Source organism: Sutcliffiella horikoshii, assembly GCF_019931755.1.
Taxonomy (GTDB): Bacteria; Bacillota; Bacilli; order Bacillales; family Bacillaceae_I; genus Sutcliffiella_A; species Sutcliffiella_A horikoshii_E.
In genome coordinates this window covers 311,762-327,653 of record NZ_CP082918.1, presented here as the reverse complement: position 1 = coordinate 327,653, position 15,892 = coordinate 311,762, and the positions used below count along the sequence as shown (strand labels likewise).

General features: G+C 38.7%; 19 protein-coding genes. 5 read left to right on the top strand and 14 right to left on the bottom strand.

The window, feature by feature from the left end; translation table 11 throughout:
• Positions 1 to 53 precede the first annotated feature (53 nt).
• Entirely contained in the window at positions 54 to 761 is a 708-nt protein-coding gene (locus K7887_RS01805; RefSeq protein ID WP_223491908.1) for a M48 family metallopeptidase, read from the bottom strand.
• Positions 762 to 962: 201 nt separating this feature from the next.
• Positions 963 to 1,691: a VCBS repeat-containing protein gene (locus K7887_RS01800; protein ID WP_223491907.1), complete on the bottom strand. Its 729-nt coding sequence runs from the start codon at positions 1,689 to 1,691 to the stop codon at positions 963 to 965.
• A gap of 135 nt (positions 1,692 to 1,826) precedes the next feature.
• On the opposite strand from K7887_RS01800, the gene K7887_RS01795 reads away from it, so the two are divergent.
• Positions 1,827 to 2,036, top strand: coding sequence for a hypothetical protein (locus K7887_RS01795; RefSeq protein ID WP_223491906.1), 210 nt, complete (start codon positions 1,827 to 1,829; stop codon positions 2,034 to 2,036).
• A gap of 216 nt (positions 2,037 to 2,252) precedes the next feature.
• On the opposite strand, the gene K7887_RS01790 is transcribed toward K7887_RS01795, so the two are convergent.
• The 8 genes from K7887_RS01790 to groES all read right to left on the bottom strand — a co-directional run bounded on the left by K7887_RS01790 (position 2,253) and on the right by groES (position 9,584).
• A complete protein-coding gene (locus K7887_RS01790) occupies positions 2,253 to 3,164 on the bottom strand; it encodes a hypothetical protein (protein ID WP_223491905.1) in 912 nt (303 codons plus the stop codon).
• Positions 3,165 to 3,179: 15 nt separating this feature from the next.
• Complete coding sequence (locus K7887_RS01785; protein WP_223491904.1) at positions 3,180 to 4,451, bottom strand: FRG domain-containing protein; 1,272 nt, start codon at positions 4,449 to 4,451, stop codon at positions 3,180 to 3,182.
• A gap of 46 nt (positions 4,452 to 4,497) precedes the next feature.
• A complete protein-coding gene (locus K7887_RS01780; RefSeq protein ID WP_223491903.1) occupies positions 4,498 to 6,264 on the bottom strand; it encodes a DUF2326 domain-containing protein in 1,767 nt (588 codons plus the stop codon).
• Positions 6,261 to 6,500, bottom strand: coding sequence for an ABC-three component system middle component 8 (locus K7887_RS01775; protein WP_317849250.1), 240 nt, complete (start codon positions 6,498 to 6,500; stop codon positions 6,261 to 6,263). Before K7887_RS01775 ends, K7887_RS01780 begins: the two co-directional genes overlap by 4 nt.
• Positions 6,484 to 7,056 (bottom strand): ABC-three component system protein, encoded by a 573-nt coding sequence (locus K7887_RS01770; RefSeq protein ID WP_223491901.1) that lies wholly within the window; start codon positions 7,054 to 7,056, stop codon positions 6,484 to 6,486. Before K7887_RS01770 ends, K7887_RS01775 begins: the two co-directional genes overlap by 17 nt.
• Positions 7,053 to 7,235 carry a hypothetical protein gene (locus tag K7887_RS01765; protein WP_223491900.1) on the bottom strand — a complete coding sequence of 61 codons (183 nt, stop codon included), beginning with the start codon at positions 7,233 to 7,235 and terminating at the stop codon, positions 7,053 to 7,055. Before K7887_RS01765 ends, K7887_RS01770 begins: the two co-directional genes overlap by 4 nt.
• Before the next feature lie 361 nt (positions 7,236 to 7,596).
• On the bottom strand, positions 7,597 to 9,228 hold the full coding sequence (gene groL, locus K7887_RS01760; RefSeq protein WP_223491899.1) for a chaperonin GroEL: 1,632 nt from the start codon (positions 9,226 to 9,228) through the stop codon (positions 7,597 to 7,599).
• A 68-nt stretch (positions 9,229 to 9,296) separates the two neighbouring features.
• Positions 9,297 to 9,584 (bottom strand): co-chaperone GroES, encoded by a 288-nt coding sequence (groES, locus tag K7887_RS01755; protein ID WP_223491898.1) that lies wholly within the window; start codon positions 9,582 to 9,584, stop codon positions 9,297 to 9,299.
• A 487-nt stretch (positions 9,585 to 10,071) separates the two neighbouring features.
• On the opposite strand from groES, the gene K7887_RS01750 reads away from it, so the two are divergent.
• Both K7887_RS01750 and K7887_RS01745 read left to right on the top strand, forming a co-directional pair.
• Positions 10,072 to 10,818: a CPBP family intramembrane glutamic endopeptidase gene (locus K7887_RS01750; RefSeq protein WP_223491897.1), complete on the top strand. Its 747-nt coding sequence runs from the start codon at positions 10,072 to 10,074 to the stop codon at positions 10,816 to 10,818.
• A gap of 42 nt (positions 10,819 to 10,860) precedes the next feature.
• Positions 10,861 to 11,067, top strand: a complete 207-nt coding sequence (locus K7887_RS01745) for a YdiK family protein (protein WP_223491896.1) — start codon at positions 10,861 to 10,863, stop codon at positions 11,065 to 11,067.
• 536 nt (positions 11,068 to 11,603) lie between these two features.
• Here K7887_RS01745 and K7887_RS22920 read toward each other — a convergent pair.
• From K7887_RS22920 to K7887_RS01730, 4 genes are all read right to left on the bottom strand, one after another.
• Positions 11,604 to 11,729 (bottom strand): hypothetical protein, encoded by a 126-nt coding sequence (locus K7887_RS22920; RefSeq protein ID WP_263290325.1) that lies wholly within the window; start codon positions 11,727 to 11,729, stop codon positions 11,604 to 11,606.
• A gap of 89 nt (positions 11,730 to 11,818) precedes the next feature.
• Complete coding sequence (gene tatC / locus K7887_RS01740) at positions 11,819 to 12,577, bottom strand: twin-arginine translocase subunit TatC (protein ID WP_148980374.1); 759 nt, start codon at positions 12,575 to 12,577, stop codon at positions 11,819 to 11,821.
• 17 nt (positions 12,578 to 12,594) lie between these two features.
• Positions 12,595 to 12,777 (bottom strand): twin-arginine translocase TatA/TatE family subunit, encoded by a 183-nt coding sequence (locus tag K7887_RS01735; protein WP_088016791.1) that lies wholly within the window; start codon positions 12,775 to 12,777, stop codon positions 12,595 to 12,597.
• 40 nt (positions 12,778 to 12,817) lie between these two features.
• Positions 12,818 to 13,456, bottom strand: a complete 639-nt coding sequence (locus K7887_RS01730) for a redox-sensing transcriptional repressor Rex (protein WP_148990068.1) — start codon at positions 13,454 to 13,456, stop codon at positions 12,818 to 12,820.
• A 261-nt stretch (positions 13,457 to 13,717) separates the two neighbouring features.
• Between K7887_RS01730 and K7887_RS01725 the strand changes: the two genes are divergently transcribed.
• On the top strand, positions 13,718 to 15,658 hold the full coding sequence (locus K7887_RS01725; protein WP_223493558.1) for an ABC-F family ATP-binding cassette domain-containing protein: 1,941 nt from the start codon (positions 13,718 to 13,720) through the stop codon (positions 15,656 to 15,658).
• 19 nt (positions 15,659 to 15,677) lie between these two features.
• Entirely contained in the window at positions 15,678 to 15,860 is a 183-nt protein-coding gene (locus K7887_RS01720) for a hypothetical protein (protein ID WP_010191762.1), read from the top strand.
• Positions 15,861 to 15,892 lie beyond the last annotated feature (32 nt).

Genomic DNA, 15,892 nt, shown 5'->3' with positions numbered 1-15,892 from the left:
TGAATTTTTGTTGGATCCATGAAACCTGTCCTCCTTCCCTAAGCCTCTCCTGCCTAAATAGTCATCTTCCAACTTGACAGCGCCAACCAATTTTCCTGTTCTTTATAATCAGGCGATATTTTTCCTACAAGCCGCCAGAAGGAGCGGTCGTGATTAAGATGAATCATATGGCACATTTCGTGTACTACTACATAATCGATTACTTTCATTGGAGCCATGGCCAACTTCCAATTGAAAGTTAACTGTAATTGGGAATCACAGGTTCCCCATGTAGTCTTACTATCAGATATACGGATAGACCGTGGTTTTACTTTAAAGTTACTTTGATAGGATCTTACACTCTTCTCCACTATAGCTTTGCATTGCTGGTAATAAAATCTCTTTAAAGCTTGTTTTATCCTTCCGTCCTCCACCTGTTTCACATATACATTTATATGTTTCTCATCAAACACGACATAATCTTGTTCAATAGTAGTATCTTGATAAACCTTTACAGGATAGGTGTTTCCTAAATAAAGAACCCTCTCCTCCTGACTGTATTCCTTCTCCTGCTGCCCAAGCAGCCTGTCCTTCATCTTTTTTGATTTTTCTTGAATCAGTTCCCACTTTTCCTCCAGCAATTGAATCACTTTTTCATCCTGTGTACCTTTAGGAGCCTGGACTTCCACATTTCCATAGACGTCCATATGAATGGCAATGGATTTGCGATTTTTGTATTTTATCTCAAAATGGATGGTTTCTCCTGAATATGTATGTATCATTTTATCACCTTACTTCAATGTACTTTTTCAAGTAATTATATAAAATTTCGCCTTTAAAAAGTAGCGGAGATTAATTCCTTACTCCAAAACCCTAATCCCAAAAGGAAGCCCGTTTGTCACTCCCAGGAAGTAGAAGGACGGTTCTCATACTTCCTGCTGAGCGCTAGAACCGCCCCGCTCCTCTATGATAAATCATGTTTTTCAACTGTTATCAGCCCCATAGATCGCCAAATCCTGATAGTCCAGCACAAACATATAACCATTCCACTTAAGTCTATTCTGCATCGTACCGACCGTATCTGCATGGTAGCTTCCGGCAATCTGTTGATAGGCAAGTAAATAAAATACACCATCAAATCCAAAATCAACTGGGTATATTCCGCTTATGGGATCCACCCACCCACTGAAAGGCGCCTTCAATTTGCCATTGGCATCATAAATTCCATTTAAATACTCAGGGTCCCTTAGGGAAAGATCGATAAGATACTTAGCATTATTTCTTTCACTAACTACTTCCACCTTATATTTGTCCTTATACGTTACCTTATATTGATACGCTTGGTTAAATGCATCCGAGTCAAACAACAAACGTGGTTCGTTGTTAACAAAAGAATAAATATAGGTATTGGTCGTTCCACCGCTGCCACCTGTAGGGAAGGTAATGAAAATATCATTGACCCCGTCTCCCGTAAAATCACCCAAAAACAGCATCGGATCATACCCCATATTTTCCTTCAGAGGAATACTAACCGAGACACCTGTTGCTCCATCCCGGATACCAAGCACCATATTCTGTATGATGTAACCCTCTGATTCTCTATAACCTGTCACAAACACACTATCAGGGATCAAATCGCCATTTACATCCCCAGTTGCCGAAGCCACCACACCAGTAATCCTCCAGTTGGAATTGTAATAATACCTATTCATATTAGCCTCCCCTGCACACATTTAATTGTTACATCTAACCTATGCACGGTGCTGTACACATGTTCAGCCCACAACATTCATACAGGCACTTTACGGCTATATGGGTTATACACTAGAGGGAGAGGAGTGTCAGCTATGCCTTGGCAACAAAAAATACCGTACTTAATGAATCAGCCTATTGGGATCTCGTTTGTAGATGGGACAGGGGCTTCGGGGGTTTTATGTGGGATCTCTGGTGGGAAGCTATTGGTGATGGAATACTTGTACCATGCACAGTTTGCTTTGAAGCAGTATGATGTGTTTACAGTGCAGGATATATATGGGTATCCGGGGTGTTCTTGGTAGGGTTTGAGGGATGAGAGGTGGTTTCATAATAGAGACAAAGCTTTCATGGTCATTGTTCCGAACATTAACAAAGAGGCTTTCTATTGTTTAGTCAACTAATGAAAGCCTCTTCCTATTTACATTTTCACACTAAAAAACCTTTACTATTAAGGGGTTTAGCACCTGCTTTTTATGGGATGACGTTATCAAGATGTTAGCATTTTTTCATGAGTGACTTTAATAATATCCTACCCAATTAGGCTGATTACTTTTTGTTGCTTTCTCTACAGCATTAATCCAATCTGCTATATCTTGTAGCTTAATTTCTAATTCCTTAGAAGACATGCTAGTAGAGTCCGCAATTTTCCACAAAGTTCTTAGTGCATACCTAACCCCATCATAAGGATATTGAATTGAATCATGGGCTAATATATTATAAAGTCCGTCTTCCTTTGTACTATTTATTGTTCCATCTTTGGAACAATCGACATCATATGATAAATGCTTGAAATTCCACCCTTTCATAGTTCTTTTTACAGAATAGGTATCATAATGCCCCCATCTAGAAGAGAAAACCCTCATTTTCAATGGGGAATTCAAGTTAATATCCCCTTCTATACTATTCCATTCGATTTCAGCATTTTCATATATTACTCTGTACAAATCTTCAATAGTATGAAAGTGCTCATAATATTCTTCAGTATTTTCTTCGGGAATAATCCCTGAATTTATTATGGTTTGCTCAGGATATATAGGTAAATATACCCAATGCAACTTAGCAGCTATTTCTTTTGTTTTCTGAATTTTTTCATTGGCCTCTTCAGTTGGTTTTAAATTTATATAAATGTCTCTTATATATTCATAATTAGTTTTTAATATCATCTTAAGTTCTTCTTGTTCTGATGAATATTGATCATACTTCTCAAAATAATTATCAAACTCTTTTTTTATTTCTGGTTTTATTAAGTATTTTTCATTACTAGAGTTAAAAAAAGATTCAATATGGTCTTTTATATCAGATTTTTTGAAAAATAATTTTTTATTAATAGCTTCTATACTATGAGAGTGTTCTAATACCTTACCTTTAGAAAGTGATACTTTATATAATTTTATTTTCAGATTTCTTAATCGAGCTTCTTTGTATTCCATTCTAATTCCTCCACCTTAATTAGAATACTTTTCCTTGATATACTTAGTCATACCTTCTAGATCTGGATATATGGTACTACTATTAATCCCAACTTTATCTAACTCAATAGTAATATCTTTCTTATATGTAGAAGGAATAATTATTTTTATATGCTGATCATGCTTTTGAATATCATTCATTATATGAGTAAAAGGTTTAATACTACTGAATCTATCTAAAGCCTCCTTTAACCCCTCCAAGTCTATTGGATGCTCAGAAGCTATAGAATTATACTCTTCAACCCGGTGACAAATAGGATCTCTAATGGAATTATCAAGAGGTATCCTTATTAGATCGACAACTTTATCTAGATGTTGGTCTGGAACATTACTATTATTTCTTTTTAGATATTCATTAAACATATACTTTAAAAAACCGTTGGCTTCATCTTCACTAGCTTCAAAACATAGGGAGAAGTAACCATTTTGGCGTTTTATTCTCTCGTTAGAAAGCCTAATTTCTATGAATTTATACTTTTTATCGGACTCATATACTTTGGAAAGAATAGGGAATATTGCTTCTACATCATCTTTGTAACCATATCTGTATTCTAAAAAAGATTGAATATCCTTATAAGTTTCCGAATCCACATTTAATATCTCCGGACAATCCATTAAGAAAACAGCTCCATCTTTACTTAAATCTTCCATACCACTTACACAGGCGAAATAGATTGCATTAAAAATATTGCTAGTCCAATCCACAAGCCTAGTAGGAATCCCATAATGTTGCATATCACTGGTTAGTTGATTAAAATCATTAGAACTAAATTGATCATGATTTATACGCCTAATCTCAGAATATAATTGCGGTTCCTTACTTTGATTGTATCCTTTTCTAAATAAACTACTCTCAATCGTCCATTCTTTATTTGCTTGGCCCCTAAATAAAAAACTGTTTTTATTTGAGACTATAATACTAGAGACTTCGAGAGCCTCTTTTAAACTCCTGATATTCAATTCAATACTTTTAAAATCGCCTACTCTAATTTCTTTAATTTCTTTTTCGTGTTCCAAGATATAATTATCTGGATTCTTTAAAACTTGATTCAATTCAAAGACTCTTGAAACCACTCTACATGATATAAATTCTGCAAACACTTCTATATATCCTAAAAAGCAACTTTGATTATCATCGGTAACTATTATGTAAAACGGAGGGTCTTCTATTAACTCAATATCTAAAATTATCTGACCAAATAAGGTTGGTACATCATCTTGGTTATATTTCGTTATATATTTAATCAATGAACTATATCCTTTCATAATACATTTTACTTTATTCCTTACCTTTCTAATACTTGAAACCAAATAACGCACCTGATCCATCTTCAGTTTGCTCAAGCTCACATACAATATCTCTTCTATTTAATTTATCTTTAGAGACATCTGAATCAATTAAATTTATGATATACTGCACATCATTTTCATTACAATATTCTTCAATAAATTCAAGATAAGACCATTTGCGATTTTCATGTAATGCCTCAAAAGGTCCATCATGATATAAAAATTTAAAGAAACTTTTATTAGAATAATAGCTTAATATAGCTAAATCAAAACACATACACAGCATTTTTCGATATGAAAAACCTTCATCTTCATGGGTCAAAGCTCCACCATCTGTTATAATACCCGCATTAAACTCGACATTTGAAGTTGTATTAGTTGAAATATCAATTATTCCATTCTTACTTGTTATAGCTTCAAAGTAAGTCTTAAATAGATACCTTATATCATTTAGAACCTGATTTCCACTTTCTATTTTCGTATCTATTGTTTGATTTATTTTTTCCAGTTCCTTCTTTTTTTCATTTAACTCTTTGATATCTGTTCTTGTTTGTGAAATTATATCTTTTTGGGTCTCAAGACTCTGAATGCTCTTTTCCTTTTCAATTAAATTTGCTCTCAAATTTTTGTATTTATTTATAACATCACTATCTTGTAACACATTTAAGATGTCTGACCGTTGTTTTCCTAAGTCTTTTAGCATTTCATCGACAACTTTAAGCTCTGCTTGTTTGTCAATAAGAAGCTTTGATAAATGAACCCTTCTATCTTCTAGTAAAGACTTGTTAAAACTAATTAAATCTTCATATGATTTTTCAAGTTGATCACTAAAGTAAATTTCGACTTCTTCAAAAAGCTCTTTTATGTAGTCAAAGTCAAGAAACTCTTTCGTCGCTAAAGAATTTTCAATAAGGTCAATGTCAGCCCGTAAATTATATGCTTTGTTTTGTAAGGAAATCGATTTGTTTTCAATCTCATTAATTAATACTTTACTAATTTGTTTTTCATTTAAATAGAAGTTAAAGGAGTCAAGATCCTGTTCCAATATTTCTTTTTCTCTATTCAGAATATCAATTTGGCCGTTAATTCTATCTATATCTGAAGCACTATAATAGTCTTCCATATTTTTTATTTTTGTTTTTAAAGCATCAATTTCACTATTTAGTTCATATTTTTTAAAAAGAAGAATACTATCAAACCCTAATAATTCATATACAAAAGGTTTCCATACTTGATCTGTAGAGCTTGAGAACTTCTTTAATTGGAAAACATCACTATAGTCGTTTTGAGTTCTAATAAAATAACCTACTAGCTTACGATAATCATAATCTCCTAATATATCAAAGTTCAACTTTTCATTTAAAATTGCTGTAGCCGGAATCACATTTTCACTCGTAGTATTTAGAACTAAATTTGTATAATCCCATTCTGCACAATCCAACAGTTTTGTAGAATAATTGATTATTTTGATATCTACTCTTGTTACGTTACTAAAAGATCTTCTAATTGTTAAATAGTCACCTTTATTTAGTTTTAATTCAAGATAAAATGTATGATTCTTAAAAACCTTTTTCTTGTTGTAAAAATAGTTTCCTTTTTTCACTTCCTTAAGCAGCATGAAATCTATCAGCTGTACAAGAGCACTTTTCCCAAGATTGTGGGGATCATTAACATTTTTATCATGAACATAACCAAATATGATATTCAATCCATTTTTAAATTCTATATCTTTAAACCTTGAATCATCGCTATACAACCTTGATAATTTCATATTTCCATCTCCAAGAAGTCAGAATCGATATCGTAGTCAACTTTACCAAGTAAAAATAAAAAATCAATTGCCGGTAAAAAGAAATATAACGCATCATCACCAATTTGTTTTTCCAATTCATTATAAAGCTTTCCGTAGCTACACTTGTAATCATTTTCTTTGAATAGCTTTATTAATATTGCAACTACATAAATTAAACTTCTATTTAACTCTGTAAATTTATCCGGTTTCAGCATTGGTATCACCGTTCTCTCCAATGTGACATATATAATACATAAAATGTATTACAACACTAACCATTTCCTCATTCTCTAGGATCTCTATATCATTTGAGTTTAAAAATCTATCAATAATATCATTAATTACTTCGCAAAAATATTCCTTTTCTCTTTTAATTTCTGGGATTTTTCTATTGATGGTCTTCTTTATATTATTGTATGATTTCTTTAATTTTTTATTACGAGGGTCAGCAAGTATATCTTTAATAGTTTTAAAATAAATACTGCTTTCAATTATGACTTTGTTGTAATCATTAGATCCTTCTTCTTCTAAATTATTAATAGTATTTTTGGCTACAATGTTTATCCTATTTAATCCAACATCATCCTCAACACCTGGATTAGGCTCTATATCATTTTCAAGCTCTAATTCCAGAAAGTTTATTACCATTTTAAGGTTATAGGGATTAATAAAGTCACTTCTCATATGTATAACGTTTGAGTTGTATACATTACCATTATTGTTATAAACTGGACTATTATCACCTTTTGTAGTATTTTTACTTCCTGTCATCTTCCATCACCGAAATGACCCTTTACATCACCTTTGTTATTAAGAATAGGACTATTTTTTCCTTTTGTTTTATTAATGTTTTTTCGAGTTATCCTTATTGACTTAAAAACATAACCCCCTGTTGCTCCGAGTATAAGTGTAAATAGGTGGGTAATAACGGTTGTCCAATCAATAGTCATTTAAAATCCCCTTCCTAATTTAATGAGTTTTATGTACTTTCTTTAACAGCTTAAAACTATTACTTCAAATTTTGAATTTTTTTACAATACCTATGTTTTTTCGTCAAAATGTAAATATAATAATTTGACAAAATTCAGTTTATGTTAGATCAAGAAGCAACTATCCTAACCACTAGACAAAACAGGGCAATTGCTTCACTTTTATATGCACAACGTAAATTAGGAAATAAAAAGAAGCCTCCCACAAGTTCATTGAACTTATGAGAAGCCTCCGTTAAATTACCTCTATGTTAACAAAATGTTAGCATTTCACTCTCACCTTACTATCAAATCCTTCTAAATCAAGAGTTTGAAGGACAGATTACATCATTCCGCCCATTCCACCCATGCCGCCCATGTCAGGCATGCCGCCGCCAGCGTTTTCTTCTGGGATGTCTGCTACTACTGCTTCAGTAGTTAGGAACATCGCAGATACGCTTGCTGCGTTTTGAAGTGCATAGCGAGTTACTTTAGTCGGATCTACGATACCAACTTCAAGCATGTTTACCCACTCGCCAGTTGCTGCGTTGAATCCGATGCCGATTTCTTCTTTTTTCAGGCGTTCTACGATGACAGATCCTTCTAGACCAGCGTTGTGCGCGATTTGGCGTACAGGCTCTTCGATTGCGCGAAGAACGATTTTAATACCTGTTGCTTCGTCGCCTTCCGCTTGGATTGCCGCTACTTTGTTGTAGATGTTTACAAGAGCCGTACCACCACCGGCTACGATTCCTTCTTCAACTGCAGCACGTGTGGAGTTTAGAGCATCTTCAATGCGAAGTTTGCGCTCTTTTAGTTCTGTTTCTGTCGCCGCTCCAACTTTGATTACAGCTACGCCACCAGCGATTTTAGCTAGGCGTTCTTGTAATTTTTCACGGTCGAATTCAGAAGTTGTATCTTCTAATTGTGCACGGATTTGGCCAACACGAGCTTGGATCTCTTCCGTGTTGCCGTGTCCGTTTACAACAGTCGTGTTTTCTTTAGTTACAACGATTTTGTCAGCGCGTCCTAATTGGCTGATGTTCGCAGTTTTTAGGTCAAGACCTAATTCTTCTGTGATTACTTCTCCGCCAGTTAGTACTGCGATGTCTTGAAGCATTGCTTTACGACGGTCACCGAATCCAGGAGCTTTAACTGCTACTGCATTGAATGTTCCACGTAATTTGTTCACTACTAATGTAGCCAATGCTTCGCCTTCTACGTCTTCTGCAATCAGTAACAACGGCTTGCCTTGTTGTACTACTTGCTCAAGAACTGGAAGGATTTCTTGGATGTTCGTGATTTTCTTATCTGTGATTAACACATAAGGGTTTTCAAGAACAGCTTCCATTTTATCAGAGTCAGTTACCATGTATGGAGATGCATATCCACGGTCGAATTGCATACCTTCTACTACTTCAAGTTCTGTAGTGAAGCCTTTGGACTCTTCAAGCGTAATAACACCGTCGTTACCAACGCGCTCCATTGCTTCTGCAATCAATTGACCTACTTCTTCGTCTGCTGCAGAGATTGCTGCAACTTGTGCGATAGAAGCTTTGCCTTCGATTGGTTTAGAGATTGTTTTTAATTCTTCGATTGCTACAGCAACCGCTTTTTCAATACCTTTACGAATACCCATTGGGTTTGCACCAGCTGTAACGTTCTTTAATCCTTCGCGGATCATTGCTTGCGCAAGAACTGTTGCAGTAGTTGTACCGTCACCGGCAACGTCGTTTGTTTTGCTTGCAACTTCTGCTACAAGTTTCGCACCCATGTTTTCAAATGCATCTTCTAATTCGATTTCTTTCGCGATTGTTACACCGTCGTTTGTGATTAGTGGAGAACCGAATTTCTTTTCAAGTACTACGTTACGTCCTTTTGGTCCTAATGTTACTTTCACTGCATCAGCTAGTTTGTCTACACCGCGAAGCATGGAGCGACGGGCTTCTTCACTGAACTTAATTTCTTTTGCCATGATAGATAGACCTCCTTAGGAAATTTAAAAATTATAAGTAATGCGGCTACTCTCTGGCCGCTAGTTGATTATTTGCTTACTACTGCAAGTACGTCTGTTTCTTTTAGGATAAGAAGTTCTCTTCCTTCGAATTTCACTTCAGTTCCTGCGTATTTAGAGAAAATTACGCTGTCGCCTTCTGCAACTTCAAGCGCTACACGCTCTCCGCTTTCTAGTACGCGACCAGATCCTACTGCTACTACTTTACCTTCTTGAGGTTTTTCTTTCGCAGAGTCCGGTAATACGATACCACTTGCCGTTTTTTCCTCTGATTGAACAAGTTCAATTACAATGCGATCGCCTAATGGCTTTAACATGAAAACAACCTCCTTGGTTTCATATGTAATGGATTATTTTTTATTAGCACTCTTAACACTTGAGTGCTAACACAATTATTATAATAATGAATCTGCTTCTGTTTTGCAAGTATCTTTATCTAAAAAATTTTAGACTTGCAACCCTTTTCATTATCCTCATGTGCTTTCCTGTTTAAACGTGTCGAATTGAGATTGTTTTCGTAAAATCGCCACATTCAGGGAAACCTTATCGTTACAAGGACATATAGATTATATGGTACAATACGAAAAGTGAATAATGCATAAGGCTCTTTTCACAAAGGTAGTTGCTATACCTAGTAAAAAGTCGGCAATTGGACTTTTTACCGCTTATCTACTCTATTTTTCTGTGTAATCTTTTCTGATTTCGGAAGAAAAGAGCACGACAGTATGGAGTATAACGAGCGCTTTATTCATACGATAAAACAACAACTATTACGAAAATAGCCTTGAAAAAGAGGAGCTTATTATGACAAAAAACTATTGGTTGGTCATTATTACATATGTCCTGATGCAGCTGTCCGGATTGCTTGGTTACCCGCTGTTGATCTGGCTTGGCGTCGGGGATGGCATGGAGCGTGCCACCAGAGAGCCTTATCTCATCGGTGTCTGGGCATTTATCAGTTTTACGATTGGATTGGCCATTGTTGCCTGGATACTCCGCAACGAATGGACCAAAGGGGACTTCCGAGGCGAAACGGCTTCCATCCCAAAAACAGTACTCTGGTCGGTTGTCGGCTTTCCACTCGCTCTGATCGGTCAGGCGCTTGCCGCACAAATTCAAATGCAACTTTTCGGCATCCAGCCGGGATCTGAGAACACCCAACAAATCATGGGGTTTGTCTCCGCATTCCCTGTCATGATTTTTGCCGTTGCAGTCGCTGGACCGATATTAGAGGAAATTATTTTCCGTAAGATCATTTTCGGTTCCATCTATAAGAAGTTTAACTTTGCCATCGCGCTGACGGTTAGTTCCCTGCTTTTTGCGGTGGTCCATCAAGATTTCGAGCATCTGCTGATATACTTTGTCATGGGGGGCATTTTCGCTTTCCTATATGTAAAAACAAACCGCATCATCGTTCCGATTATCGCCCACGTTGCCATGAACTCGTTTGTGGTCATCGTGCAATATGTGTTCCGCGATGATATTGAAGAAATGATGCGTCAAATGGAAGAAATGCAACAGAACTTACCGAATTTCATTTCGTTCTTTTAAACAGCTCTCCGCTAGAGCTGAACTTACCTGGAGGATTTGCACATGAAAATAACACCATTAAGAATGGTTTTCTTCTATGCGATCATGGGCAGCTTGTTCTTGTACCTGGCGATTGTTTCTGTGAGGGATACCATCTGGCACTGGCACACCATCCTGCTGATGCTTATTGCCACCTTTGACTTTGGCGTCGCCATTCGGTCTTATCTGCTGCATCAGAAGATAAAAGAGATACAACAGAAGAAAAAGTGATTGGAGACTCGTACCTGTTGAAGGGTGCGGGTCTTTTTGTTTAGGGGGAGTCTGTGGATCCAGTTGATTTCCGTTTCAGGCGCTTCGCTTGCCTGCGGGCGGTCCGTGAGCCTCCTCGGCTTGCGCCTGTGGGGTCTCACTTGTCCCTTCTTCCCGCGGGCGTCTGCGCGCCTTTCACTGCAATCAACTTGGGGTTAGCTCTTACTGGGGGATGTTTTGGGTTAGTCTTACTAGAAGTGTTTTTGGGTAATTAGGGTTGTTCTTTTGGGGTTGGAGCGAGGATGTTTTGAAATGTTACCTATTTTGAACAAAAACAGGGGGAAATACTCGTTTTGGTGGGTGTCTGGGAGGGTTCGGTCAATTCGCTCAGGTGTTCGGACAATTTCCTTGTTTCTTAGCAGGATGTTCGGACATTTGAAGTCGGTGTTTGGTCAACTCTGGACGACCTTGGGACACCTCAAAATTTCGTTCGGACAAATTCGGAAAAACTTCGGTCAACTTCGCCAAATCTTTGGTCACATTTTGGGAAACTTCGGTCAACTTTCGAAAATCTTCGGACATTTTGCACGATTTGCACCGTCATCTGTCCCTTTGACCCACTGATCCAGTCCACCAGATCCATCCGGTCCATCGCTCCCGTGCCACCTGTCCCGACGCCCCAAAAAAAAATTACCTCCGCGGCCGCAGCCCCCTCCAATCCAAAAACAAGCCCGCCCCCTTCTCAAAAAGGGACGAGCCTGCGTCATCTAATCTAATTATTCATCTTCTCTTCCTGCTCCATCAACGCTGCCGCTTTCTGCGCTTTTCTATAAGAAACGCGGGAAATCACAATGCTGATTTCATATAGAATGAACAGCGGGACGGTTACCATCAAATGTGAGATCAGTTCTGGCGGTGTTATCATTCCACCAACTACAAGCAGCGCAAAGTAAGCGAACTTACGGATTTGCACCAACATGTCTGGTGTAATTAGGCCCAGCCTTGTTAAGAACATCACAATTACTGGCATTTGAAATAGCAACCCAAACGGTAGGGTCAGCTGAAATAAGAATTGAAAGTATTCGTTGATTCCGATTACCTGGTTTATTTCCAATCGGTCTGCTAGTCTACCCATGAAATCCACGACAAACGGGAATAAAATGAAGTAAGAGAAAGCTAGTCCGCTTAAAAATAGGAAAATGGAAATTGGTATATAGCTTAACGTTACTCTCCGTTCTTTTTCTAACAAGCCCGGGCTGATGAAGGCCCAAAGCTGATAGAGGGTGACGGGGAACGTGATGATAAATGCAATTAGAAAGGCGAATTGCATAAAGATCTTGATGGGGTCTGTCATACGAAAGGCGTTCATCGTCAGCTCTTTCGCTTCATCTGTTTGCTGTAAATAGACAATGATCGGTTCGGCCAAGAAGAAGCCGCCGATTGCCGAAACGAAAAAGAAGGATGCTGTGATGATGATTCTTTTTCGGAGCTCGCCTATATGGTCATACACCGACATTTCTCTATCTAGCATATATGTTCATCCTTACATTACTTCGTTTCTTCTTTTTTCTCTTTAGCGTCGTCGTCATCGGCCAATCCTTTAGTTGCGTTTTTGAATTCGCGCAACGTGTTACCTGCTGCTTTCCCAAGTTGAGGCAACTTGCTTGGACCGAAAATAAGTAGTGCTACAAATACAATAAGTAAGAGGCTTCCCATTCCTAATGAACCCATATTTGACACCTCCTCGAAATATTCTTATTCTACATCTTTTTTACTCGCTTGGATAGTGCTTGAGAAAATATACCAATGACTGCAGTTCCACCGCTAAATCAATGTGATGGATGCGTATCTCTTCCGGAACATTGATACGGGCCGGTGTAAAGTTCAGTATGCCCTTTACGCCCTTTTCTACAAGTCTATCCGCTATTGGCTGCGCTACCGGAGCCGGAACCGTCAAGATGGCTACCGTAACATTCTCTGGCATTTGCTCTTCAATATCGTCTAAATGATAAACAGGGACTCCTCCGATTTCCGAGCCGATCTTGGACTCGTCCACATCAAAGGCCATCACTATTTTCGTATTATTGTTTTTCATAAAATTATAATGTAGGAAGGCGGTTCCTAAATTACCTACACCTATTAGAGTAACATATGTCAATTCGTCTTGGTCGAGCGTTTTCCTGAAAAAAGTTAACAAATATTGAACATTATATCCATATCCCTTTTTCCCCAACGCACCAAAGTAACTGAAGTCCCGGCGGATCGTGGCACTGTCTACCTTTACCGCTTCACTAAGCTCCGCAGATGACACGCGCTGCTTGCCAGACGAATGCAAATTCTGGATGAAACGATAATATAACGGCAGGCGCTTTGCCGTTGCCTGTGGAATTTTCATTTGTTCGTTATTCATTTTACTCCCCCATTTGTCGAACCTGTTTGCTTTTCTATTTTAACATGGAACGAAAACGATTACATTTCTATGTCTATACTATTTTACCCTGCCTTTGTGCCCTGTCCGGAATCGGGCGAAAATAAAAATTTACGGGCGATAATCCCGATTTACGGGCGATTCGGCCAAAACCAGCCCTCGACCAAAAGCAAGATACCCAAAATCTTGATGTAAACCCCAAAGAAAGATACACTTAACCTAGAATTACACGAGGTGAAGATGATGATTATTTTACAGGTAAATCAGCTGACCAAATATTTCGGCGCTGACCTTATTTTATCGAATATAAAACTAGAAGTACAATCCAAAGATCGAATTGCCCTAGTCGGACGCAACGGGGCAGGGAAATCCACTCTATTAAAAATCATATCCAATCAGCTTTCCTTTGATTCAGGAGACCTGATTAAACCTAAAGGCGTGTCGATCGGCTATCTCGCTCAAGACACAGGTTTACAGACTGAGCGCTCGATCTGGGACGAGATGTTGACCGTATTCACCGGCCTGCGCGAACTCGAAACACAAATGCGCACCCTTGAAGCGAAAATGGGAGATCCCGCTTATTTTGAAGATGAGACGCAATACGCCCGCATTCTCAAAGAATATGACGAAGTGCAAGAAGCCTTCAAACAAAAAGGCGGCTTTCAATATGAAGCAGATATCCGCTCCGTCCTGCACGGCCTCCGCTTTTCCGAGTACGATTACGAAACACCAATTGAAACGCTCAGTGGCGGACAACGGACACGTTTAGCCTTAGCGAAACTACTTTTGACCAAGCCGGACCTGCTCATTCTGGATGAGCCGACCAACCACTTGGACATCGACACCCTTTCCTGGCTGGAAAACTACCTCCAAGGCTACCCTGGTGCCCTGCTGATTGTTTCCCATGACCGCTATTTCTTGGACAAGGTCGTCAACATTGTTTATGAGATTTCGCGTAAGCAATCCGCTAAGTTCATCGGAAACTACAGCAAGTATCTAGAGCAGAAGGCCGAGCAGTATGAGCGCGAGATGAAAATGTTTGAGAAGCAGCAAGACGAGATTGCCAAACTGCAAGATTTTGTAGCAAAGAACCTGGCACGTGCCTCAACTACCAAACGCGCCCAAAGCCGTCGCAGGCAACTCGAAAAGATGGAAGTGATGGACCGTCCTAAAGGCGACGAAAAGTCTGCATCCATCATGTTCGATATCGACCGTCAAAGCGGGAACGATGTCCTTAAGGCGAAAGATTTATCTGTTTCCTATGATACAAATCCTGTCTTCCGCCATGTCGACTTTTCCATGAGCCGCGGCGACAGTGTCGCACTTGTTGGCCCAAATGGGATTGGGAAGTCTACCTTATTAAAGACGCTTGTAGGAAAATTAAAGCCGCTTGAAGGCAGCTTTTCCTTTGGCGCCAATGTGTCGATCAGCTATTACGACCAGCAGCAGGCAGACCTTACTTCCAACAAAACCGTTCTAGCGGAGCTTTGGGATGAATATCCTCAAAAAATGGAGAAAGAAATCCGGACCGTTCTAGGAAACTTCCTATTTTCCGGCGATGACGTGCTGAAGCCTGTATCCACGTTGAGTGGTGGCGAAAAAGCGCGGCTTGCCCTTTCCAAGCTGATGATGGAGCGCTCAAACGTGCTGATTTTGGATGAGCCTACTAACCACTTGGACCTAGATAGCAAAGAAATCCTCGAGAATGCTCTGATTGATTATCCCGGAACGATTCTGTTTGTTTCGCATGACCGTTATTTTATTAATAGACTGGCGACGAAGGTGTATGAGCTGAGCACGGTAGGGGCTACAGAGTACCTTGGGGACTACGACTATTATGTCGAGAAAAAAGAAGAAGCGTTGGAGCTTGAGCGATTGGAAGCAGAGACTGCGAGTTCCAAAGGTTCAAAGGTCACTTCAACTGCAACCAGTGACGCACCTGAGAAAATGAGTTACGAACAGGAAAAAGAAGCAAAGCGCCTGGAACGCCAGCGCAAACGCCGTGTGGAAGAAATTGAAAAAGAAATGGAAGAGCTTGAGCAGAAAATCGAGCATAACGAAAGCGAGCTTTGCTTGCCTGAAGTTTATCAAGATCACGAGAAGGTGCTGGAGCTGAACACTGCGAATGAAGCGTTTCAGGAAAGGCTTTTTGCCTTGATGGAGGAATGGGAAGAGCTTGTTTAAATATTTTAGGGGGATATGGATGAATAGATTTTTTTCGATTGTATTATTAATGGTCATTATTATTAACACCATCAGATACTTTTACTATATCTTCACCGGCCCGATCGAAGCGTATTATTTCGTCATGCTGGCTATCAACCTTGCAGGGTTGGGTCTTGGAATTTACTATTTATTTTTCCAAAAGAAAAAACAGCGTAACTAGCAAAAACCGCACAGACTGGACTGTGCGGTTTT

Coding starts and splice junctions, on each gene's coding strand:
- K7887_RS01805 (WP_223491908.1), bottom strand. CDS start 761: ATGATACATACATATTCAGGAGAAACCATCCATTTTGAGATAAAATAC.
- groL (WP_223491899.1), bottom strand. CDS start 9,228: ATGGCAAAAGAAATTAAGTTCAGTGAAGAAGCCCGTCGCTCCATGCTT.
- K7887_RS01800 (WP_223491907.1), bottom strand. CDS start 1,691: ATGAATAGGTATTATTACAATTCCAACTGGAGGATTACTGGTGTGGTG.
- K7887_RS01775 (WP_317849250.1), bottom strand. CDS start 6,500: ATGCTGAAACCGGATAAATTTACAGAGTTAAATAGAAGTTTAATTTAT.
- K7887_RS01750 (WP_223491897.1), top strand. CDS start 10,072: ATGACAAAAAACTATTGGTTGGTCATTATTACATATGTCCTGATGCAG.
- tatC (WP_148980374.1), bottom strand. CDS start 12,577: ATGCTAGATAGAGAAATGTCGGTGTATGACCATATAGGCGAGCTCCGA.
- K7887_RS01730 (WP_148990068.1), bottom strand. CDS start 13,456: ATGAATAACGAACAAATGAAAATTCCACAGGCAACGGCAAAGCGCCTG.
- K7887_RS01765 (WP_223491900.1), bottom strand. CDS start 7,235: ATGACTATTGATTGGACAACCGTTATTACCCACCTATTTACACTTATA.
- K7887_RS01795 (WP_223491906.1), top strand. CDS start 1,827: ATGCCTTGGCAACAAAAAATACCGTACTTAATGAATCAGCCTATTGGG.
- K7887_RS01725 (WP_223493558.1), top strand. CDS start 13,718: ATGATTATTTTACAGGTAAATCAGCTGACCAAATATTTCGGCGCTGAC.
- K7887_RS01735 (WP_088016791.1), bottom strand. CDS start 12,777: ATGGGTTCATTAGGAATGGGAAGCCTCTTACTTATTGTATTTGTAGCA.
- K7887_RS01745 (WP_223491896.1), top strand. CDS start 10,861: ATGAAAATAACACCATTAAGAATGGTTTTCTTCTATGCGATCATGGGC.
- K7887_RS01780 (WP_223491903.1), bottom strand. CDS start 6,264: ATGAAATTATCAAGGTTGTATAGCGATGATTCAAGGTTTAAAGATATA.
- K7887_RS01720 (WP_010191762.1), top strand. CDS start 15,678: ATGAATAGATTTTTTTCGATTGTATTATTAATGGTCATTATTATTAAC.
- K7887_RS01770 (WP_223491901.1), bottom strand. CDS start 7,056: ATGACAGGAAGTAAAAATACTACAAAAGGTGATAATAGTCCAGTTTAT.
- groES (WP_223491898.1), bottom strand. CDS start 9,584: ATGTTAAAGCCATTAGGCGATCGCATTGTAATTGAACTTGTTCAATCA.
- K7887_RS01790 (WP_223491905.1), bottom strand. CDS start 3,164: ATGGAATACAAAGAAGCTCGATTAAGAAATCTGAAAATAAAATTATAT.